This is a genomic window from Streptomyces sp. NPDC048643, assembly GCF_040650615.1.
Taxonomy (GTDB): Bacteria; Actinomycetota; Actinomycetes; order Streptomycetales; family Streptomycetaceae; genus Streptomyces.
This window is the reverse complement of sequence record NZ_JBEZHO010000064.1, coordinates 1-23,219: the sequence shown is the minus strand read 5'-3', so window position 1 is coordinate 23,219 and position 23,219 is coordinate 1. Positions and strand designations below refer to the sequence as shown.

At 71.6% G+C, this 23,219-nt stretch carries 21 protein-coding genes and 1 riboswitch; of the genes, 15 read left to right on the top strand and 6 right to left on the bottom strand.

The genetic code is table 11. The annotated features are described in order from the left end of the window. Nucleotides 1-8: 8 nt before the first annotated feature. On the top strand, nucleotides 9-1,121 hold the full coding sequence (locus AB0C62_RS37745; protein WP_362981187.1) for a glycoside hydrolase family 6 protein: 1,113 nt from the start codon (nucleotides 9-11) through the stop codon (nucleotides 1,119-1,121). On the opposite strand, the gene AB0C62_RS37740 is transcribed toward AB0C62_RS37745, so the two are convergent. Continuing rightward, nucleotides 1,103-2,497, bottom strand: a complete 1,395-nt coding sequence (locus tag AB0C62_RS37740; RefSeq protein WP_362981151.1) for a solute carrier family 23 protein — start codon at nucleotides 2,495-2,497, stop codon at nucleotides 1,103-1,105. The two genes, AB0C62_RS37745 and AB0C62_RS37740, sit on opposite strands and share 19 nt — an antisense overlap. A gap of 122 nt (nucleotides 2,498-2,619) precedes the next feature. On the opposite strand from AB0C62_RS37740, the gene AB0C62_RS37735 reads away from it, so the two are divergent. Continuing rightward, nucleotides 2,620-3,927, top strand: coding sequence for an alginate lyase family protein (locus AB0C62_RS37735; RefSeq protein ID WP_362981149.1), 1,308 nt, complete (start codon nucleotides 2,620-2,622; stop codon nucleotides 3,925-3,927). 151 nt (nucleotides 3,928-4,078) lie between these two features. Further along, nucleotides 4,079-4,537: a thioesterase family protein gene (locus AB0C62_RS37730; protein ID WP_362981147.1), complete on the top strand. Its 459-nt coding sequence runs from the start codon at nucleotides 4,079-4,081 to the stop codon at nucleotides 4,535-4,537. On the opposite strand, the gene AB0C62_RS37725 is transcribed toward AB0C62_RS37730, so the two are convergent. Continuing rightward, complete coding sequence (locus AB0C62_RS37725) at nucleotides 4,497-5,708, bottom strand: MFS transporter (RefSeq protein ID WP_362981145.1); 1,212 nt, start codon at nucleotides 5,706-5,708, stop codon at nucleotides 4,497-4,499. The two genes, AB0C62_RS37730 and AB0C62_RS37725, sit on opposite strands and share 41 nt — an antisense overlap. A 130-nt stretch (nucleotides 5,709-5,838) precedes the next feature. Between AB0C62_RS37725 and AB0C62_RS37720 the strand changes: the two genes are divergently transcribed. Continuing rightward, a complete protein-coding gene (locus AB0C62_RS37720) occupies nucleotides 5,839-7,074 on the top strand; it encodes an ROK family transcriptional regulator (protein WP_362981143.1) in 1,236 nt (411 codons plus the stop codon). Between the two features lie 12 nt (nucleotides 7,075-7,086). On the opposite strand, the gene AB0C62_RS37715 is transcribed toward AB0C62_RS37720, so the two are convergent. Together AB0C62_RS37715 and sigJ are read right to left on the bottom strand one after the other, a co-directional pair. Further along, complete coding sequence (locus AB0C62_RS37715; RefSeq protein ID WP_362981141.1) at nucleotides 7,087-7,836, bottom strand: NAD(P)H-binding protein; 750 nt, start codon at nucleotides 7,834-7,836, stop codon at nucleotides 7,087-7,089. A gap of 193 nt (nucleotides 7,837-8,029) precedes the next feature. Beyond that, nucleotides 8,030-8,971 carry an RNA polymerase sigma factor SigJ gene (sigJ, locus tag AB0C62_RS37710; RefSeq protein WP_362981139.1) on the bottom strand — a complete coding sequence of 314 codons (942 nt, stop codon included), beginning with the start codon at nucleotides 8,969-8,971 and terminating at the stop codon, nucleotides 8,030-8,032. A 404-nt stretch (nucleotides 8,972-9,375) separates the two neighbouring features. Beyond that, nucleotides 9,376-9,506: riboswitch (FMN riboswitch) on the top strand. Nucleotides 9,507-9,661: 155 nt separating this feature from the next. On the opposite strand from sigJ, the gene AB0C62_RS37705 reads away from it, so the two are divergent. The 9 genes from AB0C62_RS37705 to AB0C62_RS37665 all read left to right on the top strand — a co-directional run bounded on the left by AB0C62_RS37705 (nucleotide 9,662) and on the right by AB0C62_RS37665 (nucleotide 17,196). Beyond that, complete coding sequence (locus tag AB0C62_RS37705) at nucleotides 9,662-10,297, top strand: riboflavin synthase (protein ID WP_329189152.1); 636 nt, start codon at nucleotides 9,662-9,664, stop codon at nucleotides 10,295-10,297. After that, entirely contained in the window at nucleotides 10,294-10,932 is a 639-nt protein-coding gene (locus AB0C62_RS37700; protein WP_362981138.1) for a nicotinamide mononucleotide transporter family protein, read from the top strand. Before AB0C62_RS37705 ends, AB0C62_RS37700 begins: the two co-directional genes overlap by 4 nt. Beyond that, nucleotides 10,929-12,266 carry a bifunctional 3,4-dihydroxy-2-butanone-4-phosphate synthase/GTP cyclohydrolase II gene (locus AB0C62_RS37695; protein ID WP_362981136.1) on the top strand — a complete coding sequence of 446 codons (1,338 nt, stop codon included), beginning with the start codon at nucleotides 10,929-10,931 and terminating at the stop codon, nucleotides 12,264-12,266. The genes AB0C62_RS37700 and AB0C62_RS37695 overlap by 4 nt, the downstream gene beginning before the upstream one ends. 82 nt (nucleotides 12,267-12,348) lie before the next feature. Beyond that, a complete protein-coding gene (gene ribH / locus AB0C62_RS37690; RefSeq protein ID WP_081223299.1) occupies nucleotides 12,349-12,834 on the top strand; it encodes a 6,7-dimethyl-8-ribityllumazine synthase in 486 nt (161 codons plus the stop codon). Nucleotides 12,835-12,868: 34 nt separating this feature from the next. Further along, nucleotides 12,869-13,141 carry a phosphoribosyl-ATP diphosphatase gene (locus tag AB0C62_RS37685; RefSeq protein ID WP_081223298.1) on the top strand — a complete coding sequence of 91 codons (273 nt, stop codon included), beginning with the start codon at nucleotides 12,869-12,871 and terminating at the stop codon, nucleotides 13,139-13,141. An 86-nt stretch (nucleotides 13,142-13,227) separates the two neighbouring features. Continuing rightward, entirely contained in the window at nucleotides 13,228-14,085 is an 858-nt protein-coding gene (gene hisG, locus AB0C62_RS37680) for an ATP phosphoribosyltransferase (RefSeq protein ID WP_362981134.1), read from the top strand. 14 nt (nucleotides 14,086-14,099) lie between these two features. Beyond that, a complete protein-coding gene (locus AB0C62_RS37675) occupies nucleotides 14,100-14,567 on the top strand; it encodes a PH domain-containing protein (protein ID WP_362981132.1) in 468 nt (155 codons plus the stop codon). Between the two features lie 197 nt (nucleotides 14,568-14,764). Next, nucleotides 14,765-16,096 (top strand): hemolysin family protein, encoded by a 1,332-nt coding sequence (locus AB0C62_RS37670; RefSeq protein WP_362981130.1) that lies wholly within the window; start codon nucleotides 14,765-14,767, stop codon nucleotides 16,094-16,096. Continuing rightward, nucleotides 16,093-17,196 (top strand): hemolysin family protein, encoded by a 1,104-nt coding sequence (locus AB0C62_RS37665; protein WP_362981128.1) that lies wholly within the window; start codon nucleotides 16,093-16,095, stop codon nucleotides 17,194-17,196. The genes AB0C62_RS37670 and AB0C62_RS37665 overlap by 4 nt, the downstream gene beginning before the upstream one ends. A gap of 80 nt (nucleotides 17,197-17,276) precedes the next feature. Here AB0C62_RS37665 and AB0C62_RS37660 read toward each other — a convergent pair whose 3' ends face one another. Both AB0C62_RS37660 and AB0C62_RS37655 read right to left on the bottom strand, forming a co-directional pair. Further along, a complete protein-coding gene (locus tag AB0C62_RS37660; RefSeq protein ID WP_362981126.1) occupies nucleotides 17,277-19,139 on the bottom strand; it encodes an AAA family ATPase in 1,863 nt (620 codons plus the stop codon). A gap of 467 nt (nucleotides 19,140-19,606) precedes the next feature. Continuing rightward, nucleotides 19,607-20,281 carry a hypothetical protein gene (locus AB0C62_RS37655; protein ID WP_362981124.1) on the bottom strand — a complete coding sequence of 225 codons (675 nt, stop codon included), beginning with the start codon at nucleotides 20,279-20,281 and terminating at the stop codon, nucleotides 19,607-19,609. 232 nt (nucleotides 20,282-20,513) lie between these two features. On the opposite strand from AB0C62_RS37655, the gene AB0C62_RS37650 reads away from it, so the two are divergent. Together AB0C62_RS37650 and AB0C62_RS37645 are read left to right on the top strand one after the other, a co-directional pair. Beyond that, nucleotides 20,514-21,470, top strand: coding sequence for a hypothetical protein (locus AB0C62_RS37650; protein ID WP_362981122.1), 957 nt, complete (start codon nucleotides 20,514-20,516; stop codon nucleotides 21,468-21,470). 114 nt (nucleotides 21,471-21,584) lie between these two features. Continuing rightward, complete coding sequence (locus tag AB0C62_RS37645) at nucleotides 21,585-23,126, top strand: amino acid permease (protein ID WP_362981120.1); 1,542 nt, start codon at nucleotides 21,585-21,587, stop codon at nucleotides 23,124-23,126. The last annotated feature ends 93 nt before the right edge of the window (nucleotides 23,127-23,219 follow it).

The window sequence follows — 23,219 nt, the reverse complement described above, 5'->3', positions numbered from 1 at the left end:
GGGGGTTCATGGTCGCCGCGGCCTCGGCCGTGGTGGCCATCGCGACGGTGACGGGGATGGTGTCCGCGCTGGGCGACGGCCGCGCCTCCGACGAGGCGAGGCCGTTGCCGAGCGGGCCGCCGAGTCTCGCTCCGCTGCCCGGCGTGCCGACGTCGTCCCCGAGCCGGGCGACCCCGTCCCCGTCGGCGACGGCCTCCGCGAGGAAGCCGGCCGCCCGCCCCTCGGCGGGCGCGAGCGAGGCCCGGACGGCGGCCGCTCCGGCGCGCCTCTACAGCCATCCCGACTCGCAGGTCCAGGAGTGGGTCGACGCCCATCCGGGCGACGCGCGGCGCGCGGTGATCGAGTCCCGGATCGCGGACCGGCCGGCCGCGGTGTGGTTCGCGGACTTCACGCCGTCCACCGTCACCGCGCGGGTCAGGGCGGTGACGTCGGCGGCCGCCGCGGACGGCCGGGTCCCGGTCGTCGTGCCGTACGCCGTGCCGCAGCGCGACTGCGGTGGTGCCTCGGAGGGCGGGGCGCCGGACCTCGCCGCGTACGACGCCTGGATCGACGACTTCGCGGCAGGGCTCGGCTCCGGCGAGGTCGTCGTCGTCCTGGAGCCGGACTCGATCGCCCAGGCCGACTGCCTCACCGCGGACCAGCGGGCCGGCCGTTTCGCCTCCCTGGCCCGCGCCGGCCGGGTGCTGAAGGCGGCGGACCCCCGAGCCCGGGTCTACTACGACGCCGGTCACTCCGACTGGAACCCGGCGGCCCGGCAGGCCGAACTGCTCGGGCGGGCCGGCGCCGCCTCGGCGGCCTCCTCCGACGGCGTCTTCACCAACGTGTCCAACTTCAACCGGACGAGCGACGAGATCGCCTACGCCCGCAGCGTGCTGTCCGCGCTCGGCGGATCGCCCGGGCTCGGCGCCGTCATCGACACCAGCCGCAACGGCAACGGCGCCCCGGCCGACGGCGAGTGGTGCGACCCGTCGGGCCGCAGGATCGGACAGGCGCCGACCCTCGCCACCGGGGTGGCCGGGATCGACGCCTATCTCTGGGTGAAGCTGCCCGGCGAGTCGGACGGCTGCAAGGGCTCACCCGGGACCTTCTCGCCGGAGTACGCCTATGAGCTGGCGCGCTGATCGCCCGGCTCGTCGTACGAGGACGTCCCCGAGTCCAGCAGCGGCTCCTGCCCCTTGAGGTGGGCCGGTGCCATCGCCCGCAGCGCGTGGTAGCCGGTGATGACGACGATGGTGCCGAGGGCGATGCCGTTCAGCGAGAAGGTGTCGGTGAACTTCAGGCTCACGCCGCCGATCCCGATGATGATGCCCGCGGCGGCCGGCACAAGGTTCAGCGGATTGCGCAGGTCCACCCGGGCGTTGAGCCAGATCTGGGCGCCGAGCAGGCCGATCATGCCGTACAGGATGACGGTGATGCCGCCGAGGACACCGCCCGGGATCGCCGCCACCACCGCGCCGAACTTGGGGCAGACGCCGAAGAGCAGGGCGAAGCCGGCGGCGGCCCAGTAGGCGGCCGTGGAGTAGACGCGGGTCGCGGCCATCACGCCGATGTTCTCGGAGTACGTGGTGTTGGGCGGGCCGCCGACCGCGGTGGAGAGCATCGAGGCGACGCCGTCCGCGGAGATCGCGGTGCCCAGCTTGTCGTCCAGCGGGTCGCCGGTCATCTCGCCGACGGCCTTGACGTGCCCGGCGTTCTCGGCGACGAGCGCGATGACGACCGGGAGCGCCACGAGGATCGCCGACCACTGGAACGTGGGCCCGTGGAACGACGGGAGCCCGATCCAGTCGGCCTTGCCGACGGCGGAGAAGTCGAGGCGCCAGTGGTCCGTGATCTTGCCGCTCGCGTCCACCGAGTGGATGCGGCCGAAGATCCGGTCGAAGACCCACGAGATCACGTAGCCGAAGACGAGGCCGAGGAAGATCGCGATGCGTGACCAGAAGCCGCGCAGGCACACCACGGCCGCGCCGGTGAGCAGCATGGTGAGCAGGGCGGTCCACTGGTCCTGCGGCCAGTAGGTGGACGCGGTCACCGGCGCCAGGTTGAAGCCGATCAGCATGACGACCGCGCCGGTCACGATCGGCGGCATCGCGGCGTGGATGATCCGCGCCCCGAAGCGCTGTACGGCCAGCCCCACCAGGAACAGGGCGACCCCCACCACGAAGACGGCGCCGGTCACCGTCGCGCTGGTGCCGCCCTGCGCGCGGATCACGGCGGCGACGCCCACGAAGGAGAGCGAGCAGCCCAGGTAGCTGGGCACCCGGCCGCGCGTGGCCAGGAGGAAGATGACCGTCGCCACGCCGGACATCATGATCGCGAGGTTCGGGTCGAGTCCCATCAGGACGGGCGCCACGAACGACGCCCCGAACATGGCCACCACGTGCTGGGCGCCGAGCCCCAAGGTCCGGGGCCAGGAGAGGCGTTCATCGGGGCGGACGACCGCTCCGGGGGCGGGGGTCCGCCCGTCGCCGTGCAGTTTCCAGCGCACGCCGAGGTCCATGGTGAGGGTTTCGCTTTCTCTGTACGTGAATCTGTCCGGACCATTGTCAGGGGTAACCAGCGGCCCTACGCTCACACGGTCCTACTCATGAACGTCGTTCATATGTCTGATCGGAGTGTTCCGTGAGTGCACGTTCCCGGTTCCGACCGGGCCTGGTCGCGGCGGCCGCCGTCGCGCTCGCGTCCGCGCTTGTCTCCCCGGCGTCCGCCGTCGGCCCCCCAGCCTCCGCCGCTGCCTCGGCGTCCGCCCACGCCGTGCCCGTACCGAGAACCGCCGTCCTCGACGGTCAACGGCTTCAGCGGACCCGGATCCGCCTCGACCACGGTGACCGGCAACTCGCCGGTTCGCTGCGGGACTTGAGCGCACGCGCCGACACCTGGCTGGACCAGGGGCCCTGGACGGTCGTCGACAAGCCGAAGCCCGCGCCCGGAGGCGACGTCCACGACTACCTGAGCCAGGCCCCTTACTGGTGGCCCTCGCAGCCCGCCACCGCCGACAACCCCTGGGGCTGCCCCTACGTCCAGCGCGACGGGCAGCGCAATCCCGAGGTCGACACCGGCACCGACCGTCAGGACGTCGAGAAGGTCTTCGACTCCACGTACGACCTCGCGCTCGCCTGGTACTACACCGGGCGCCGGCAGTACGCCGAGAAGGCGTCCCAGGTCCTGCGCACCTGGTTCCTGGCCCCCGGCACCCGGATGAACCCGAACCTGGACCACGGCCAGTTCATCCCCTGCAAGTACGACGGCCGGGCGATCGGCATCATCGACTTCTCGCAGTCCTATACGAGCGTCCTCGACGCGATCGCCCTGCTGGACACCGGAGCGCCCGGCTGGTCCCGGCGCGACCGCGCCGCGATGCTCGACTGGAACACCGACTTCCGCGACTGGCTGGCGGACGGCGCCTTCGGCAAGGAGGAGGCTGCCGCCCAGAACAACCACGGCACCTTCTACGACATGCAGCTCGCCGCCCTCGCGTACGCCACCGGCGACACCGGCCTCGCCCGGCGGACCGTCCTCGCCGCGCGGACCCTGCGGATCGCCCCGCAGATCGCCGCCGACGGCAGCCAGCCCCAGGAACTCGCCCGCACCCGGAGCTGGCACTACTCGACCTTCGACCTCGTGGCCTACACCCGGCTCGCGGCCATCGGCCGGCACGTCGGCGTGGACCTCTGGTCGTACCGGGGGCCCGACGGGCAGAGCCTGTTCAAGGCCGTGGACTACCTGCTGCCCGCCGCGACCGGTGCCGAGCCGTGGCCGCATCCCGAGCTGGAGTTCCACCGGTTCGCGGCGAGTGACGTCGTGCACGCGGCGGCCGACGCGGGGGACCGGGTGGCCCGGGCGGCGGTCCCGCGGCTCGAAGCCCCGCCCGGCGGTGACCTGTGGGCCCTGCGCCCGGCCGCCGAGCAGCTCGACTCGATCGCGGGCTGATCCCGCGCGGGCGGCACTCCTGAGCGTTTGCTTAGGATGAGGGCATGTTTCCGGCCAGAGGATGTCGTACGGACCGGACCGCTCCGTACGACATCCTCACGGGCCGCCCCGTCCGCACCCCGCGCGCAGCACAACCAGGAGAGTCCCGCCCGTGACCGCCGAAGCCCCCGCCGCACCCGTTCTCGCCCACGGCAGGCTGCTGCCCGTCACCGTGCACTTCGACGACCTCGACGCGCTCGGCCTGCTGCACAACGCCCGCTACCCCGTCCTGGTCGAACGCGCCTGGACCGCCCTCTGGAGCGAGCGCGGCTTCGGCTTCGACGGTGACTGGGAGGCGGCGGGCGACGCCTGCAACGCGGTCAAGGAACTGCGGATCACCTACGACGCCCCGGTCGGCCGCCCCGGGGCGTACGCCGTCCACCTGTGGCTGGAACGGCTCGGTACCACCGGACTCACGTACGGCTTCCGCTTCTGCTCCGCCGACGGCGCGGTGACCTACGCCCACGGCACCCGCGTCCTCGTCCGGCTGGACGCGGCGACGCTGCGCCCCACGCCGTGGAGCGAGTCGTTCAGGAGTGCGGGTCAGGGACTGCTGCGCTCGGCGGACTGACCTTCGGGCGGTCGCGGTCACCCGCGCGCAGTACTCCGGCGAGCACGGTGAGCCCGCACACCAGCACGGTGACCAGGGTGAACGACACGACCAGGCTCGTCGCCTGCGCCACCGAACCGATCAGGCTCGGCGCGACGAGTCCCGAGGTGTACGTGATGGTGGCGACGCCCGCGATGGCCTGGCTCGGGTTGGGGCCGCTGTGTCCGGCCGCCGCGAAGCAGAGCGGGACGACGACCGCGATGCCGAGACCGAGCAGCGCGAAGCCGCCCATCGCCGGCGCCGGACTGTCCGCGACGACGATCAGTACGCCGCCCAGTGCCGCGAGGACACCGCCCGCCCGCACGGTGCGCACGGCGCCGAAGCGGTTCACCACGGTGTCGCCGACCAGCCGGGCCACCGCCATGGTCAGCATGAAGCCGGTGGTCGTCGCGGCCGCGAGTCCGGCCGAACTGTCCATCTGGTCGCGGAGATAGACGGCCGACCAGTCCAGGCTCGCGCCCTCCGCGAACACCGCGCAGAAGCCGACCGCGCCGATCAGCAGGGCCGACCGCGGCGGCAGGGCGAACCGCGGGGGCGGCTCCTCGTCCTCGGTGGGCTGCAGGTCGAGCACCCAGTGACAGGCGACCAGCCCGAGAACCGTGAGTGTCGCCGCGGCCAGCGCGTGGTGCACCCGCGCGTCCGAGCCCAGATGGGCGGCGAGCGTGCCGGCCGCCGAGCCGATCAGGGCACCGGCGCTCCACATGCCGTGCAGCCCCGACATGATCGACTTGTCGAGTCGTTGTTCGACCTCGACCCCCAGCGCGTTCATGGCGACGTCCGCCATGCCGGCCGTCGCCCCGTACACGAACATCGCCACGCACAGGGTGAGCAGGCTCGGCGCCACGGACGGGAGGATCAGCGCCAGCGTCCACAGGGCCAGCAGGCCGCGCAGCGCCGTACGGCTGCCGAAGTGATGCGTGATCCGCCCGGCCAGCGGCATCGAGCAGGAGGCGCCGAGTGCCGTGAAGGCGAGGGCGAAGCCCAACTGTCCGGCGCTGACGGAGGCATGGTCCTGGATCCACGGCACGCGGGTCGCGAACGATCCGGTGACGGCTCCGTGCACGGCGAACACGGCCGCCACGGCGTACCGCGCGCGCTTCACCGTGCGCCGGTCGTACAGCACTTCACTCATGCTCGGGCCCCTCCCCGGGTCACACTTCCCCGCTCTGCCGCCGTAAACTATCAGGAACCCTGCCTGATAGATAGACGACTGTTCGTCGCCCCGTCCGGGGCGGTCCCGCCGATCTGGGAGGATTCCCGGCATGCCCGCATCCCCGAGCACCGCCCGGGCCATCAACGACCGGCTCGCCCTGCGCCTGTTGCAGCAGGAAGGCCCTTTGACGGCAAGCCGGTTGAAACAGCTCACCGGACTGTCCCGGCCCACCGTCGCCGACCTCGTCGAACGCCTCACGGACTCCGGTCTCATCACGGTCGTCGGGGAGTCGGGGGAGCAGCGGCGCGGCCCGAACGCCCGGGTCTACGGGATCGTCGCGGACCGCGCGCACCTGGCCGCGCTGGACATCCGCACCGAGGGCGTCTCCGTGGTCGTCTCCGACCTGCTCGGCGACGTCCTGGCCGAGGCGTCCGCGCCCATCGGCGGCGACACGGGGACCGGCCCGGCGGTGGAGCAGGCCGTCGCGCTGGTCGAACGGGCGGCGAAGGAGGCGGGAGCCCTCGGCGCCGCGCCCCCGCCGGAACTCGTCCGGGGCTGGGGCCGGCTGCACACCGTCGGCATCGGCGCGCCCGGTCTGATCGACCCCGCAACCGGTGAACTCCGGGACTCCTCGGGCCTGCCCGCGTGGCATCGCAGTCTGGTCGCCGCCCTCCAGGAGCGGCTGCCCGAGGCTCGCGTCCTCGTCGAGAACGAGACCAACCTCGCCGCCCTCGCCGAACAGCGCGACGGCGTCGCGCGCGACCGCGACACCTTCGTCCTGCTCTGGATCGGCCACGGCACCGGCGCCGCCGTCGTCCTCGACGGCGCCCTGCGCCGCGGCGCCTCCGGAGGCACTGGCGAGATCGGCTTCCTGCCCGTCCCGGGCACCACGACCCTCCCCTCGGCGACCGACTGCGAGGGCGGCTTCCACTCCCTCGCCGGTGCCGCCGCGGTCGCGGCCCTCGCGGCGGAACTCGGGGTCGCGGCGGAGCCGGAAGGGCACGAACCGCACGCCGCCGCGCTCGTCCGCCGGGCCGTCGCCGCCGGTCCCGACTCCCCGGCGGCGACGGCCTTCCTGGATGCGCTCGCCGACCGCCTCGCCATCGGCGCCGCGTCCGTCATCGCCGTCCTTGACCCCGGCTGTGTGGTCCTCGGCGGCGAGGTCGGCCAGGCCGGCGGGACCGCTCTCGCCGAGCGGGTCGAGCGGCGGCTCGTCCGGATGTCGCCGCTGCCGACCGAGGTGCGCGCCAGCACGCTGGGCGGCCGCGCGGTGCTGCGCGGCGCTCTGCTGACCGCCCGCGACGGCGCCCAGGACGAGCTGTTCGCACCCCCTCCCGGGCGGTAGCGCGCTCGGCGATCACCGGGCCGCCGGGTACCGCTTCTTCAGGAAGTCCTCGAACGTTCCCTTGCCCACGGCGTGTTCCGGGGTGAGGTGGTGGCCGTCACGGAAGGCGCGGTAGGTGCTGCCCCAGAGCCGTACGTCGACGACGGGACGCCGTTTTCCGGTGGCGCGGAGGTGGGCGGCGGCCAGCGAACGGAACGTCCGCACCTCGGGCCCGCCCATGTCCGCGACCCGCCCCGCCGGTGCCCCGGCCGCCAGCCCCGCCAGCCGGTCGGCGACCTCGCCGACCTCGATGGGCTGGTCGGACGCGCCGGCGGGAAGGAGCAGCAGCGGCGGCTTGGCGAGTCCGGTGAGGACCTGGTCGACCAGCTCGTGGAACTGTGTGGCGCGCAGGATCGTCCATCCGAGCCCCGACTCCTCGATCTGCCGCTCGACCGCCAGCTTGGCCTTGTAGTAGCCCATCGGCACGGCGTCGACGCCGACGATCGAGATGTAGAGCAGATGAGGGACGGCGGCCCGCCGTGCCGCCGCCACGAGATGCCCGGCCGCCCGTTCGTCGCCGCCCCGCGGGCTCGACGCGCAGTGCACGATCGCGTCCACCCCGGAGACGGCCGCGTCCAGCGCGCCGCCTCCCTCGCGCAGATCGACGGCGTACGGCTGTGTGTGCCGGCTGAGCACCCGCACCTCGTGGCCGTCCGCCCGCAGCCGCTCGCAGACGAGCCGGCCGAGGGTTCCGGTCCCGCCGGTCACCAGGATCGTGGTCATGCCCGTTCAGCCCCTTTCGACGCGGGACGCTCCGGTGCGGAGCCTCCTCGTCAGTTGAGACCGGACAGCCCGCCCGAATGTGACACCGAGCCGTCCCCGGCCGTCCCTGGGCACCGTCCCACGAGCACCCGTCGCGCCGACCGACACGCCCGGGCCGTCAGGACAGTGACGGTGACGGTGAGCGCCGCAGCGCTCAGGAGCCGTCCCGAACCGTTGCCGGCTGGCGCCCCACGAACTTCAGTTTGTCGGGGTTCAGGACCGCCCGCACCCCCGTGAACACCCCGTCGCGCACCTCGAACGCCACCACACCGATGAGAGGGCCGGCCGCGGAGCCGACCGGGGAACCTTCGTCCGTGCCCGCGGGGCCGCGCGCGACCAGACCGGCGCCGCCGTTGACCTCGACGACCGACAGCCGGACGCCGTCCGCCGCGGACCGGCCGAGGAGACCCGCCAGGAGCCGCAGCACCTTGTCGCGTCCCTCGACGGGCCGCCGCGCGGCGGAGAGCTTGCCGCCGCCGTCCGACCACCAGATGACCTCGGCGGCGAACAGCCGCTCCAGGCCCGCGAGGTCGCCCTCGCGGGCGGCCGTGAGGAACGAGGCGACGAGCTCGGCCTGCCGTTCCGGCGGGGCCTCGAAGCGGGCCTGGGGCGCGGCGATCCGCCGGACCGCCCGCCGGTACAGCTGACGGCAGTTGGCCTCGCTCAGCTCCAGGACCCCGGCGATCTCCCGGTGGCCGTACGCGAACGCCTCGCGCAGGACGTAGACGGCCCGTTCGGTCGGGGTGAGCCGTTCCAGGAGGACGAGCAGGGCCAGCGACACGGCGTCCCGCTGCTCCGCGGACTCCAGCGGGCCGAGCGTGCCGTCCGCGGTGACGACCGGCTCCGGCAGCCAGGGACCCGGGTACCGCTCACGTCGCGCACGAGCGGAGGTGAGCCGGTTCAGGCAGAGGTTGGTGACGACCTTGGCGAGCCAGGCACCGGGCCGGCCGATTCCCGGCCGGTCGGCCTCGCTGAAGCGCAGATAGGCGTCCTGCACGGCGTCCTCCGCGTCGGTGGCGGACCCGAGCAGGCGGTAGGCGAGCCCGAACAGCCGGGGGCGGTGGATCTCGAACTCGTCGGCGGCGCTGGTCGTCACACCGTCAGCCTCCCAGAGGCCGGGCTACGGCGGCGGGGAGGGCGGCGAGGGAAAGAGGAAGGGGCGGCCGTGCCCGTGTCCACCGTGCCGGTTGGGGAGACCCGGCGGCGGGGCAAGGGCCTTCGTCACCGCCGCCGGGTCGATCGTGGGGGGACCGGCGCTGGTTGATCACGCAGTCTTGGTCGAGGACACTAAGAGGACTAGACCATAGCGTCAATAGGTATGGACCAATAGTGTGAGCGTGTGCTCGGCGCCCAAGGTCCGTCGCCCTGGCGGAGGTTGGCCGGAGGCCGGCTGGAGAAAGGCTCGCGCAGAAGTCCATGACGACCCCCTGTGAGCCACCCCACAGAGGATCACCCGCATGGTCGCCGAGCGGGCGTGGCACACTGGCCGTGTACCAGAAGCAGCGCACTCCGGGGTCGGTGAAATTCCGAACCGGCGGTTACAGTCCGCGACCCGGTCGCTTCCAGCGGCCGGTTGACCAGGTGAAATTCCTGGACCGACGGTTAAAGTCCGGATGGGAGGCAGTGCGCGGCGGGCGGGCCTTCGTGCGCGCTGCCGTTTGTAGCTGCTCGTCCTTCGGGACGAGTGTCCCTTTCGGTGTCGCTTCCGATGTGCCGTCGTCCGTTCGTTCTGTCGTCATCGACAGGCCCCGGAGTCCGTGCCCCATGAGGCAGGAGGACCCGGGAAGTGTTCACCGGAATCGTCGAAGAGCTGGGTGAAGTCACCGCCGTCGAGACCCTCGACGACGCCTCGCGTTTCCGTCTGCGTGGCCCCGTCGTCACGCAGGGCGCACAGCACGGGGACTCCATCGCCGTCAACGGAGTCTGTCTCACCGTCGTCGAGCACGAGGGCGACGAGTTCACCGCCGACGTCATGGCGGAAACCCTCAGCCGTTCCAGCCTCGGCGCCCTCGCCGTCGGCTCGCGCGTCAACCTCGAACGGCCCATGGCCGTCGGTGACCGCCTCGGCGGCCACATCGTGCAGGGGCACGTCGACGGCACCGGCACCGTCCTCGAGCGCAAGCCGTCCGAGAACTGGGAGATCGTGAAGGTCTCGCTGCCCGCGGACCTCTCCCGCTACGTGGTCGAGAAGGGCTCCATCACGGTCGACGGCATCAGCCTGACCGTCGTCGACGCGGGCCCGGACTTCTTCACCGTCAGCCTCATCCCCACCACCCTCGACCTGACCACGCTCGGCCACAAGCAGCCCGGCGACCCGGTCAACCTCGAGGTCGACGTCATCGCCAAGTACGTCGAGCGGCTGCTCGGCGCACGCGGGGAGCAGCCGGCCGGTCTGCCCGGCGTCCAGGGGGCCGGACAGTGAACTGGCTCAACTCCGAGGCCTTCGTCCTCTTCGACCAGCACATCAAGTGGTCGGACATGATCGGCAACGTCATCGGTCTGCTCGCCCTCGCACTCGGCTGGCGTCGCTCTCTCTGGAGCTGGCCCGCCCAGTTCGTCTCCGGCGTCATCCTCTTCGCCGCCTTCGCCACCGCCCACCTCTCCGGCAGCGCCGGCAAGCAGGTCGTCGTCATGGTCGTCGCGGTGTACGGCTGGTGGCAGTGGAACCGCGGCAAGGAGCGCGACGGCTCCGTCGCCGTACGGTTCGCCACCTGGCGGGAACGCGCCGCGATGGCCGCCGCCGCCGGACTCGGCACCGTCGCGGTCGCGGAACTGTTCACCGCCTACCCGTCCCTGTCCTGGGACCCCTGGCCGGACGCCTACATCTTCGTCGGCACCATCGTCGCGATGTACGCCCAGGCCCGCGGCATGGTCGAGTTCTGGATCGCCTGGCTGCTCGTCGACCTCGTGGGCGTCCCGCTCAACTTCGCCAACGGATTCGCCTTCTCCGGTTTCGTCTACGTCCTGTACGGCGCGCTCGTCCTGTGGGGCCTGCGCGACTGGTGGCTGCGTTCCCGCAAGGCCGGGCAGCCCGTCCTGGAAGGAGCCCCGGCATGACAACGACGCCGGTTTGGTACAGCACCGGGCACGATCAAGACGCCTCGGACTTCGCGCTCGACCCCGTCGAGCAGGCCGTCGCGGACATCGCCGCGGGCCGCCCCGTCGTGGTCGTCGACGACGAGGACCGGGAGAACGAGGGCGACCTCGTCCTCGCCGCCGAGAAGGCCACCCCCGAGATCGTCGCCTTCATGATGAGCGAGTGCCGCGGGCTGATCTGCGCCCCCATGGAGGGCGACGAACTCGACCGGCTGCGGCTGCCGCAGATGGTCGACGACAACACCGAGTCCATGAAGACGGCGTTCACGGTGTCGGTGGACGCGTCCGCCGCGCACGGCGTGACCACCGGCATCTCCGCGTCCGACCGCGCCGCCACCCTGCGGCTCCTCGCGGACGGCACGTCGGGAGCCGACGACTTCGTGCGCCCCGGCCACATCTTCCCGCTGCGCGCACGGCCCGGCGGCGTCCTGGCCCGCAACGGCCACACCGAGGCGGCCGTCGACCTGGCCCGGCTCGCCGGTCTGCGTCCGGCCGGGGCGATCGTCGAGATCGCCGGCGAGGACGGCCGGATGCTCCGGCTGCCCGAGCTGATCCCCTTCGCCCGCAAGCACGGCCTGACGATCATCTCCATCGAGGACCTCATCGCCTACCGCCGTGCCGCCGAGAGCGCGCCGTCCGCCGCCCACGGAGCGCCGCTCGCGGCGCCCGCCGTCCGCCGCGAGGCCGAGGTCCACCTGCCCACCGCCTTCGGCGAGTTCACCGCCTACGGCTACCGCTCCACCGCCGACGGCGTCGAGCACGTCGCCCTCGTCCACGGCGAGATCGGCGACGGAGAGGACGTTCTGGTCCGCGTCCACTCCGAGTGCCTCACCGGCGACGTCTTCCACTCGCAGCGCTGCGACTGCGGGCCCCAGCTCCAGACGTCCCTGGAACGCATCCAGGCCGAGGGCCGCGGCATCGTCGTCTACCTGCGCGGCCACGAGGGGCGCGGCATCGGACTGCTGTCCAAGCTGCGCGCCTACGAACTCCAGGAGCGCGGCCGGGACACCCTGGACGCCAACCTGGAACTGGGCCTGCCCGCCGACGCCCGGGACTACGGGGCGAGCGCGCAGATCCTGGAGGACCTCGGCGTGCGCAGCCTGCGCCTGATGACCAACAACCCCGACAAGACCGACGCGCTCGTCGGACACGGCCTGCGGGTCTCCGGCCGCGAGCCGATGCCCGTCCAGGCCGGCGAGCACAACCTGCGCTACCTGCGCACCAAGCGGGACCGGATGGGACACGACCTGCCCTGGCTGGACGCGACGACCGTGTCCGCCTGCGGGAGCCAGTGACACTGCCCGACCGGGCACCACGGCACCACCGGCAACACACCAGCACTATCGGCAACGCAGCACAGTGGGACTGAGGAGAGACGTGAGCGGCAAGGGTGCACCTGAACTGTCCGTACGCAACTGCGGCGACCTGCGGGTCGCGGTCATCGCGGCACAGTGGCACGACAAGGTGATGGACGGACTCGTCGACGGCGCCCTGCGCGCCCTGCACGAGCTGGGGATCGACGAGCCGACCCTGCTGCGGGTCCCCGGCAGCTTCGAGCTGCCGGTCGTCGCCAAGGTCCTCGCGGGCCGCGGCTACGACGCGATCGTGGCGCTCGGCGTCGTCATCCGCGGCGGAACCCCCCACTTCGAGTACGTGTGCCAGGGGGTCACCCAGGGCCTCACGCAGGTCTCCATCGACACCGGAGTCCCCATCGGCTTCGGCGTGCTGACCTGCGACACCGAGGAGCAGGCCCTGGACCGCGCCGGTCTGGAGGGCTCCAACGAGGACAAGGGGCACGAGGCGGTCACCGCCGCCGTCGCGACCGCGGCCACCCTGCGCTCGGTATCCGAACCCTGGCGCTGAGGCACGGCACCGAGCGCGTAGGCTGAGGACCACCATGTCCAAGAAGACGTTCGAGGAGCTGTTCACCGAGCTCCAGCAGAAGGCCGCCACCGGCGACCCCGCCACTTCGCGCACCGCCGAGCTGGTCGGCAAGGGCGTCCATGCCATCGGCAAGAAGGTCGTCGAAGAGGCCGCAGAGGTCTGGATGGCCGCCGAGTACGAGGGCAAGGACGCCGCCGCCGAGGAGATCTCGCAGCTGCTCTACCACGTCCAGGTGATGATGGTCGCGCGCGGGATCTCCCTCGACGACGTGTACGCGCATCTGTAGGGGCAGACCCCCGTATCGCCCCGCAGTGCCCGTCCAGCCGTCCCGCCCCCAGCCCCGCACCACCTCACGCAAAGGAAGCCGACCTCATGCTGCGCATCGCCGTCCCCAACAAGGGTTCCCTCTCAGGACCTGCGGCGGACATGCTGCATGAGGCCGGCTACCAGCAGCGTCGCGAGTCCAAGGAACTGCGGATCGTCGACCCGGTCAACGAGGTCGAGTTCTTCTACCTCCGCCCCCGCGACATCGCGATCTACGTCTCCTCCGGCCGCCTCGACATCGGCGTCACCGGCCGCGACCTGCTGATCGACTCCGGAGCCAGTGCGGAGGAGATCCTCCCGCTCGGCTTCGCCCGCTCCACCTTCCGCTTCGCCTCCAAGCCCGGCACCGCGAGCGGCGTCTCCGACCTGAAGGGCAAGACGGTCGCCACCTCCTACGAGGGCATCGTCGCCAAGTACCTCGCCGACAGCGGCATCGACGCCTCCGTCGTGCACCTCGACGGCGCCGTCGAGACGGCCATCGAACTCGGTGTCGCCGAGGTCATCGCGGACGTCGTCGAGACCGGCACCTCGCTGCGCAATGCCGGCCTGGAGGTCTTCGGCGACCCCATCATGAAGTCCGAGGCCGTCGTCATCCGCCGCGTCGGGGCCGACCTCACCGAGGACGCCGAGCCCAAGGTCCAGCAGTTCCTGCGCCGACTCCAGGGCGTCCTCGTCGCCCGGACGTACGTGATGATGGACTACGACTGCCGCGCCGAGCACCTGGAGAAGGCCATCGCCCTCACCCCGGGCCTGGAGTCGCCGACCATCTCGCCGCTGCACAACGAGGGCTGGGTCGCCGTCCGCGCCATGGTCCCCTCCAAGGAGGCCCAGCGGATCATGGACGACCTGTACGCCGTCGGCGCGCGGGCCATCCTGACCACGGCCATCCACGCCTGCCGGCTCTGACGGGACCTCTGGACATGTCGGACCTTCCCCGCCTCCCCGTCACCTTCAGGCCGTCCCGTACCCGGGCCGTGCTGCTCGGCGCGGGCGCCGCGATCCTTGTGGTCATCACCACGGTCGCGATGCTCCTGGAGCAGCTCAGCCCGGGGGAGCGGCTCAGCTTCATCCTCACCGCCGCCCTGCTCTTCGGCGTGCTCCTGCTGCTCTCGCGGCCCAAGGTCGTCGCCGACGAGACCGGGGTCACCGTGGTCAACATCGCGGGCCGACGCCGCCTGGACTGGGCGGAGATCCTGCGGGTCAACCTGCGGCCCGGCGACCCGTGGGTGTTCCTCGACCTCAGCGACGGCACCAGCCTGCCGGTGCTCGGCATCCAGCCGGGCATCGCCAAACGGCGTGCCATCGAGGACGCGCGGAGCCTGCGCGCCCTCGTCGAAGCCCGCTCCGTCCGTGAGCCCGGTGGGCGGCGTGACGAACATCAGGGCTGACTCTCGCCCTTCCACCCTGCCCTGAGGGCCCATGTCTTGATTAATCTGGTGGCGGAGGCGTTTCACCGCGCCTCCGCCTCCGATGTGGCCCCCGCCCTCAGAGGCTCCCTGCTACCCGAGGAGTGACTCCCTCCAGCGATGGACGGATCGTCCTGTAGTACCTGCGCCGCCCCCTGTCGACATAGCGAGGCGGCGGCATGACCATCCCCCTGTTGCTCCTTGGCGCGGCGTTCCTGCTGATTCTCGCCAACGGCTTCTTCGTGGCCGCCGAGTTCGGCCTCGTGACGGTCGAGCGCCCCGAAGCCGAGAAGGCCGCGGCCGAGGGCGACAAGCGCGCCGCCACGGTCGTCGAGTCGCTCAAGGAGCTCTCGTTCCAGCTCTCCGGAACACAGCTCGGCATCACCATCACCTCCCTCGTCGTCGGCATGCTCGCCGAACCGGCGCTCGCCGAGCTGCTGCACGGCCCGTTCACCGCGATCGGCCTGCCCGAAGGGGCGGTGCCCGGCATCGCCGTCGTGGTCGGCATGCTGCTGGCCTCCGCCGTGCAGATGGTGATCGGTGAACTCGTGCCGAAGAACTGGGCGGTGTCCAAGCCGCTCCAGGTCGCCCGGTTCGTGGCCGGCCCGCAGCACGTCTTCTCCCGTCTGTTCCGGCCGGTGATCGCCGCGCTCAACACGGTCGCCAACCGGCTCGTCCGGGCCCTCGGCGTCGAGCCCGCCGAGGAGCTGGCCTCCGCCCGCACCCCCGGCGAACTCGTCTCCCTGGCCCGTCACTCGGCCCGGGCCGGCGCCCTGGAACAGGACACCGCGGACCTCTTCGTCCGCACCATGTCCCTCGCCGACCTCACCGCGCAGCACGTCATGACGCCCCGCGTGAAGGTCAGCGCCCTGCAGTCCTCGGCGACCGCCGAGGACGTGGTCAACCTCACCCGGGCCACCGGCCTGTCCCGTTTCCCGGTCTACCGGGAACGGATCGACGAGATCGTGGGCATGGTGCACCTCAAGGACGCCCTCGCGATCCCCTCGCACGACCGGCTGCGCACCCCCGTCGGCCGGATCGCGCAGGCCCCGCTGCTCGTCCCGGAGACGCTGCCCGTGCAGCCGCTCCTGGAGCAGTTGCGCAGCGAGCAGCCGATCGCCGTGGTCGTCGACGAGTACGGCGGTACGGCCGGGGTGGTCACCCTGGAGGACATCGTCGAGGAACTCGTCGGCGAGGTCCGCGACGAGCACGACGACGTGCTCGGCGAACCGCCCGAGCTCGCCGCCGCCCCGCCGGAGGACGGCAGGCCCGCCTGGGACGCCGACGGCAGCTGCCGGGTGGACGTCCTGCAGCGCATAGGCCTGGACGTGCCCGAGGGGCCGTACGAGACCGTGGCGGGCCTCGTCGCCGACCTGCTCGGCAGGATCCCGGCCCCCGGTGACAAGGCCGAACTCCCCGGCTGGCGTCTGTCGGTCCGGCAGGTCGGCCACTACCGCGCCGAACGTGTCCGCCTGGTGCGGACCGCGCTCGCCCCGGAGGCCGTCCGATGAGCGTTCTCCAACTTCTTCTCGCCGGTCTACTGGTCCTCGCCAACGGCTTCTTCGTCGGCGCCGAGTTCGCCCTCGTCTCGGTGCGGCGCAGCCAGATCGAGCCGCTGGGCACCACGCGCTCCCGGCAGGTCCTGTACGGCCTGGAGCGGCTTCCGCAGATGATGGCGGCGGCCCAGTTCGGCATCACCGTCTGTTCGCTGACGCTCGGCGCGGTCGCCGAACCGACGGTCGCCCATCTGCTGGAACCCCTCTTCGAGGCGGTCCACCTGCCCGACGGGGTGATCCACCCCCTCGGCTACGTGATCGCGCTCGCCCTCGTCGTCTTCTTCCACCTCGTGATCGGCGAGATGGTCCCGAAGAACCTCGCGATGGCGGCGCCGGAGAAGACGGCTCTGTGGCTCAGCCCCGGTCTCGTCGCCTTCGCCCGGTTGTGCCGGCCGGTCACCCTCGGCCTCGGTGCCTGCGCCCGGCTCATCCTCAAGCTGTTCGGGGTGGAGCCCCGGGACGAGGTCGAGGCGGTCTTCACCAGCGAGCAGCTCAACCGCCTGGTGGAGGACTCGGGGCAGGCCGGCCTGCTCGACCCCGAGGAGCAGGAACGCCTCGAGGACGCCCTGGAACTGGGCTCCCGCCCGGTCACCGACGTCCTGCTCGACGGCGACTCGCTGATCACCGTGGACCCCTCGGTGACCCCGGGCCAGGTCGTCGCGCTCACCGCGCGCACGGGCTACTCGCGGTTCCCGGTGGTCGCGGAGAACGGCGCCTTCATGGGCTGCTATCTGCACGTGAAGGACGTCCTCGACCTGGAGGAGTCCGACCGCGCGGTCCCGCAGCAGATGTGGCGCCCGATGACCACGCTGCGGGCCGAACTCCCACTGGACGACGCCCTCACCGTGATGCGGCGTGCCGCCACCCACCTCGCCCAGGTCGCCGACGCGGCCGGCAAGGTCCTCGGCCTGGTGGCGCTGGAGGACGTACTGGAGCTGCTCGTCGGCGAGGTGCGTGACCCGGCGCACCGGGACGTCACACCGGTGCGGGTCGCGGAGGTGCGCCCGAGTCCGAGTGCGGCCCCGGCCGCTCCGGAGGAGGCGCTGGCCGGCTGACCGTGCGCGTGGGCCCCGGTTCTCCGCGGGCCGTTCGACCCCCCCTGGTGGTCGCACGGCCGACGGAGGCCGGGGTCTTCTCACATCCCCGACGGGTCGTGCGGGCCCCGTCCCGACAGGACCTCCCCGTAGGCCTGCATGAGGTCCGGCAGTCGCAGCGTCGACAGGTCGTCGCGGGACGGCGTGGAGGTGTATCCCGTCAGCCGCAGATCGCGGTAGGCGCAGCTCTTCTCGTACAGCGTGCGCAGGAAGCGGCCGTTGCCGAGTTCGTCGATCCAGCCCTGGTCGACGACGTGGCCGGCGATGGAGCGCAGTTCGTCGAGCGCCTCCTCGTCCCAGACGTCGCCGTTCTCGGCGGCCAGCACCTCGCCTATCGAGGTCAGTTCGAGCGGGCGGTAGGAGGGGAAGTCCACCCGGCTGGTGAAGCGGGAGGAGAGGCCGGGGTTGGCGGCCAGCAGGCGGTCCATGCCCTCGGGGTAGCCGGCCAGGATGACGACGAGGTGGTCGCGATTGTCCTCGGCCCGCTTCAGCAGGACCTGCAGGGCCTCGTCGCCGTACGCGTCGCCCTTGCCGTAGCCGGAGTTGGACAGGGAGTACGCCTCGTCGACGAAGAGAACGCCGCCGATGGCCGAGTCGATCAGCTCGTTGGCCTTCACCGCGGTCTGGCCGAGGTACTCGCCGACCAGGTCGGCCCGCTGGGCCTCCACCAGGTGGTCGCCGCCGAGGAGACCGAGGGCGTAGAAGACCCGGCCGAGGATGCGGGCCACCGTGGTCTTGCCGGTACCGGAGGGGCCGGAGAAGACGAAGTGACGTTTGGGCGGCTGCACCGGCAGGCCCTGTCCGGCGCGCAGCCGCGCCATGTTCAACTGCGCCGACAGCGCCTTGACCTGGCGTTTCACCGGCTCCAGGCCGACCATGCGCTCCAGTTCGGCGAGCGCCTCCTCAAGTAATGCCGGGTCGGTCGGACCGGTGGGCAGCGGCTGCACCGGCACCATCGCCTTCTCCCGGAAGACGTCGGTCTCCGGCTGGAGGCCGCCCGGCGGCGGATCGGGCTCCGAGAGCTTCAGGTCCCGTCCCTCGGAGCCGAAGAGCGGGTCCACTCCGTCCGGGCCCTCCAGGACGTCCTGGCCCACTCCGGCGAGGGTGATCGCCGCGAGGTCCGCCGCGGCGTCGTCGTAGCCGTCGCCCTCGGAGATGGCGGCGAGCCGTGCCGAGGTGTCCATGAACGACGGGTCGACCCGGTGCACCGCCCGGTACAGGGGGAGGGCCGCCGCGGACCGGCCGGTGCCCTCGTGGGCGCGGGCGAGCCAGTAACGCAGTTCCTTGCGCTGCGGCTGCTCGCTGCGGCAGCGCATCAGCGCGGACGACAGCAGCGGCTCCGCGTGCCCGAACATCTCCAGCCTGACGCGTGCCATGCCGCCGAACAGGCCGGCCTCTATGCCGAGCATCGGATCGTCGATCAGCGGGTCGGTGTGCCGGACCAACTGCTCCCAGTCCTTGACCAGATAAGCGCGGCACGCGTGCAGGAACCGCACCTGGTGGTCCGCGTCGACCGGCGGCAGCCCGGCCAACGCCCGGTCCAGCTCCGGGACATGGCGTCCGTCGAGCCAGTGCGATGCGTGCGCGAGCAGCAGGTCCCGCGGGCTCTCCAGTACCGGCTGCACCCACCAGCCCAGCCAGTACCAGGAGTTGATGGTGCGCCGGTGGCGGGCGCGTTGTTCGCCGAAGCGGTCCCGGTGCCGGAACATCCGCAGCAGCGCGGTCGTCGTGTCCACCCGTAGCGCGTGCAGTCCGAGCCAGCCGTCCGCCATACCGGGGTCCATCCGGACCGCGGCGCGGAACTCCTCCTCCGCCTGCGGGTAGGCGCCCATCGTGTAGGCGTCCACACCTCGCAGCCAGGCGAGGTCGGCCGGGGCCTCGGGGCCCTGCGTGCCGAAGTCCATCACGTCCCCCACAAACCGTGCCCCCGATGGTCGGGAAGTGTCTCGTGGATCAGGACACCTCCCTTGCCGCCGGGCAGGTGCCCGTCGGCATCTCTGGTCGAACGACTGTGCCGCGGACGGGAGTTGCAACGGCGCGCAGAGCAGCCGTCCGAAGGTCGCACCGAGAGGCATCGTACCTGCGGTTCATGGGCGTGCCGAAGGGTGCCGCACGCCCCGTTCCACGAGGTGGGAGCAGACGGGGCGCACAACCGGCGGTGACCCTGGGTGAGCGAATCGCGTCGCAGGGCGTCCGGAAAAGGAGGGTGTGGGCAGAACGAAGCCCCCGATCACGGGGGAACAACCGGGGGCTTCGCGACTGCGGGGCGACTCCCGAAGGCCGCTCATTCAGAACGTAAGACCTGTACGGCCCCTCGGTCAAGGAGAGTTGAGGCACTGGGAGAACTTCTCCGGCGCCGCTCTTCACAAGTTCAGCACACTGCGGATGGTCCGTCACGGTGCGTGATGAATCGGTCCTGTCCTGGCGCCCCAGCGGGCCCCGGGAGCACCTCGTACCCCTCGGAACTCTGCCGCACCACATCGTGCGCGGAAGGCCGCGAGGGGTCCTCGGCGAAGTGCCGGCGCTCGGCGCGGACCCAGTCGGCCCAGAAGTCGCTCTGCGCCGCACCGTCCCGTCGCATCCCGCGCGCCCAGGCCTCGTCGTGCGGCAACTCCATCCACAGCAACCGCGCGAGCCACGGACGCACCGCGCGACGCCCCGCTCCGACACCTTCGAGGAGCACCACCGGCGCGGCGGGCAGTTCACGGACCGGCCCGAACTCCCGGGCGGTCCAGTCGTACGGGGTGTACCGCGCGCCCTCGCCCCGCCGCAGCGGCTCGATCACCTGGCCCAGCAGCCGCCCGGTCCACGCGAAGAGCTCCTCGTGGGTGGCGACGTCGTCGAGGTGCAGGACGGGCGCGCCGTCGAGTGCCGCCGCCAACTCCCCGGCGAACGTGGTCTTTCCGGAGCCCGCGTGGCCGTCGACGCCGATGAGACGGACGGGCCCGCAGGAGGGCGGCAGCCGGCGCAGCCGGGTGGCGAGGGTGTCGAGGGCGTGGATGGGGCGTCCCGGAGTGAGATCGGAGGTGAGATCGGAGGTGAGCATATTCCTGGGGAACATTCTATCGAGGAGCCGTGCGTGATGGATCCGTGGGTGCTGAATGGTGTCGTGTTGAACCACTGTTTGAACATTCCTCAAGAAAGCCCGTCGCCGGGCCCAAAGGTCCAGGTCCCGGCGGAAGCAGGTATTTCGGATACGGCGTTCCGGTTCTCCGGGAAGCTGAGTAGGGTGCCTGGTGCGCAATGGCGGGACGTCGCACGGGGATGGACAGGGGAAGATGGCCGCGGGGTTATTCGAGGGGCAGTACGTGTGGCATCCGGCGGCCGACGACCGCAGACTCGCGAGCGTCTGCGTGGATGTCCGGGCGGGCCGTTATCTGAGCGCCCACGAGGCTCTGACGGACACCCGCGCGGATTTCCCGCTCCGGGCCCACCGCTCCCTGGTCCTCGCCTCCGAGGCGGCCGACTCCGACCTCGCCGAGCGCTGGCTGGCCGAGGAGGGATCGCCCGAGTCCGCGCTCCTGTGGGCCCGCGTGGCCGTCCTGCGGGCGCTGCGCGCGGCCGACGCGAAGGACGACCGGGCCGAGGCGCTGGAGCGGATAGCGCTGACCGCCTGCGACCGGGCCGCCGTCATGGACCGCGCCGATCCGACGCCCTGGGTGGCCCGGCTGTCCATGGCCCGGCTGCACGACCTGCGCGACGCCGCGCCGCACGGACTGCTCACCCAGCCGCCCGGTCCCTGGCAGCTGTTCTCGCACATCCTGCGCCTCGACCCCTGGCACCGTGAGGGCCACCACCGGTTTCTGGCCTTCTTCTTCACGCGGTACGGCGGCTCGGTGAACGCGGCCTGGGACGTCGCCGCCTTCCTGAGCCAGCGCGCCCCCGCCACCTCCCCGCTGCGCCTGCTGCCGCTGGTCGCCCTGGTGGAGAGCTACGACCCCTCGCAGCTGCTCGTCGACCGCACCTGGGAGCAGCCGCAGTGGCGTTCGACGGCGCTCGCGATCTACCGGCACTGGCTGCCGGAGGCGTCCGGATACCGCTTCACACCGGTGCTGGACCTGGCGTACCTGGCGCACGCGCTCTTCATGGCGCAGTGCGAGTTCGAGGCGCGCGCGGTCCTCACGGCCATGGGGCCGTACGCGAGCCGCATGCCGTGGAGCGTGTTCGGCGAACCCGAGGAGCAGCTCTCCCGGGCCCGCCGCGCCTGCGGCCTGGCCGTACCGGGAGCCCCCTGACCGGTCGCCCCGCACGGTCTTCGGAGCGGCATCGAGAGGCCGTCCGGACCCCACCGGGACACCGTCCGGAACACCCCGAGAGACCCCACGACATCTCCGAGAGAAAGGTCAGTTGTGTCAGAACGGATAGCGGCCCCCCACGCCCGAGCCCGTGCCGGACAGGATTCCGCCACGCTCGACGACGACGCGACACTGCACGCGATGGGATATCCGCGAAAACTCACCCGCCGATTCAAGGCGTTCGACAATTTCGCGATCTCCTTCACGATCATCAACATCGTGTCGGGCATTTTCTCCTCCTTCGGATTCGGGATGAACGCCGGCGGCCCCCGCATTCTCGTGTTCGGCTGGATCGGCGTCTCCGTGATGGTCCTCTTCATCGGCGCGGCGATGGCCGAGGTGGCCTCCGCCTATCCGACCAGCGGGGCCCTCTATTTCTCCGCCGGAAAGCTCGCCAAACGGCACAAGGGTGCCTGGTCCTGGTACACGGGCTGGCTGAATTTCGTGGGTCAGGTGGGCGGCACGGCCGCGACCGGATACGCGGCCGCCACGTTCATCCAGGCCTTCGTGGCCCTGCAGTGGCACAGCTACGAGCCGACCGCGCAGCAGACCGTCCTGATCACGGGGCTGATCATCGTGCTCCAGGGTCTGGCCAATACCTACACGGTCCAGCTGGTCGCGCTGCTCAACCGGATCTCCGTCTGGTGGCTGCTGATCGGGCTCGTCGTGATCGTGAGCACCCTCGTCGTGATGCCCGACGACCACCAGTCGCCGTCGTTCGTCACGCATTTCGCGAACAACACCGGTTTCACGAACGGGCTTTACGGCGGGATGCTCGGCCTGCTCGTCACCAGCTGGACCTTCACGGGCTTCGACGGCAGCTTCCACATGTCCGAGGAAACGGTCCGGGCGACGGTCAACGCGCCCAAGGGGATCACGCGGGCGATCGGCTATTCGGCGATCACCGGTCTCGTCCTGATGCTGGCCCTCGTCTACAGCATTCACGACTACGACAAGGTGGCCGCGTCCTCGGCGCCGCCCGTCCGGATTCTCATCGACGGGCTTGGCATGGGCATGGCTAAGGTCATCCTGCTCATCGTGATCGGGGCCATGCTGTTCTGCGGACTGGCCAACCTGACCAGCAACACCCGCCAGATCTTCGCCTTCTCCCGGGACGGGGCGATGCCGGGATCCCGCTGGTGGCACTCCGTCTCGCCCCGCACCCGTACGCCCGTCAAGGCCGTGTGGCTGGCCGTCGGCTGCTCGCTGGTGCTCGTCCTGCCCGGCTGGTGGTCGCACACCGCCTTCACCGCGATCGTCAGCGTCAACGTCGTCGGGCTCTTCCTCGCCTACGCCGTGCCGATCTTCCTGCGGCTGCGGCTCGGGGACGAGTTCCAGCCCGGCCCCTGGAACCTGGGCCGCTGGAGCAGGCCGGTCGGCTGGGTGGCCGTGATCTGGATCCTCGCCAGCAGCGTGCTCTTCATGCTGCCGCAGGGCTCGCCCATCACCGGTGACACCTTCAACTACGCCTCGATCGCGCTCGCCGTGGTCCTGATCGTGGCCACGGTGTGGTGGTTCGCCACCGCGCGCCGCCGCTTCCAGGGGCCCGTGAGCTACGGCCGTCCCGACGAGGTCGCGGCCATGGACCTCGTCTGATCGGCCCGCGCCCCGGCCCCGTCGGCCGACGGGGCCGGCCGATGGGCACGATGGTGCCGGCGGGGGTGTCGGGGTCGCAGAGGCCGAGGGTGG

What these genes read in the sequence shown, in the direction of transcription:
- AB0C62_RS37745 (WP_362981187.1), top strand. Translation starts at nt 9, where the DNA reads ATGGTCGCCGCGGCCTCGGCCGTGGTGGCCATCGCGACGGTGACGGGG.
- AB0C62_RS37675 (WP_362981132.1), top strand. Translation starts at nt 14,100, where the DNA reads ATGTCGGACCTTCCCCGCCTCCCCGTCACCTTCAGGCCGTCCCGTACC.
- AB0C62_RS37655 (WP_362981124.1), bottom strand. Translation starts at nt 20,281, where the DNA reads ATGCTCACCTCCGATCTCACCTCCGATCTCACTCCGGGACGCCCCATC.
- hisG (WP_362981134.1), top strand. Translation starts at nt 13,228, where the DNA reads ATGCTGCGCATCGCCGTCCCCAACAAGGGTTCCCTCTCAGGACCTGCG.
- AB0C62_RS37695 (WP_362981136.1), top strand. Translation starts at nt 10,929, where the DNA reads ATGACAACGACGCCGGTTTGGTACAGCACCGGGCACGATCAAGACGCC.
- AB0C62_RS37660 (WP_362981126.1), bottom strand. Translation starts at nt 19,139, where the DNA reads ATGGACTTCGGCACGCAGGGCCCCGAGGCCCCGGCCGACCTCGCCTGG.
- AB0C62_RS37665 (WP_362981128.1), top strand. Translation starts at nt 16,093, where the DNA reads ATGAGCGTTCTCCAACTTCTTCTCGCCGGTCTACTGGTCCTCGCCAAC.
- AB0C62_RS37720 (WP_362981143.1), top strand. Translation starts at nt 5,839, where the DNA reads ATGCCCGCATCCCCGAGCACCGCCCGGGCCATCAACGACCGGCTCGCC.
- AB0C62_RS37740 (WP_362981151.1), bottom strand. Translation starts at nt 2,497, where the DNA reads ATGGACCTCGGCGTGCGCTGGAAACTGCACGGCGACGGGCGGACCCCC.
- AB0C62_RS37650 (WP_362981122.1), top strand. Translation starts at nt 20,514, where the DNA reads ATGGCCGCGGGGTTATTCGAGGGGCAGTACGTGTGGCATCCGGCGGCC.
- AB0C62_RS37725 (WP_362981145.1), bottom strand. Translation starts at nt 5,708, where the DNA reads ATGAGTGAAGTGCTGTACGACCGGCGCACGGTGAAGCGCGCGCGGTAC.
- AB0C62_RS37670 (WP_362981130.1), top strand. Translation starts at nt 14,765, where the DNA reads ATGACCATCCCCCTGTTGCTCCTTGGCGCGGCGTTCCTGCTGATTCTC.
- AB0C62_RS37715 (WP_362981141.1), bottom strand. Translation starts at nt 7,836, where the DNA reads ATGACCACGATCCTGGTGACCGGCGGGACCGGAACCCTCGGCCGGCTC.
- AB0C62_RS37685 (WP_081223298.1), top strand. Translation starts at nt 12,869, where the DNA reads ATGTCCAAGAAGACGTTCGAGGAGCTGTTCACCGAGCTCCAGCAGAAG.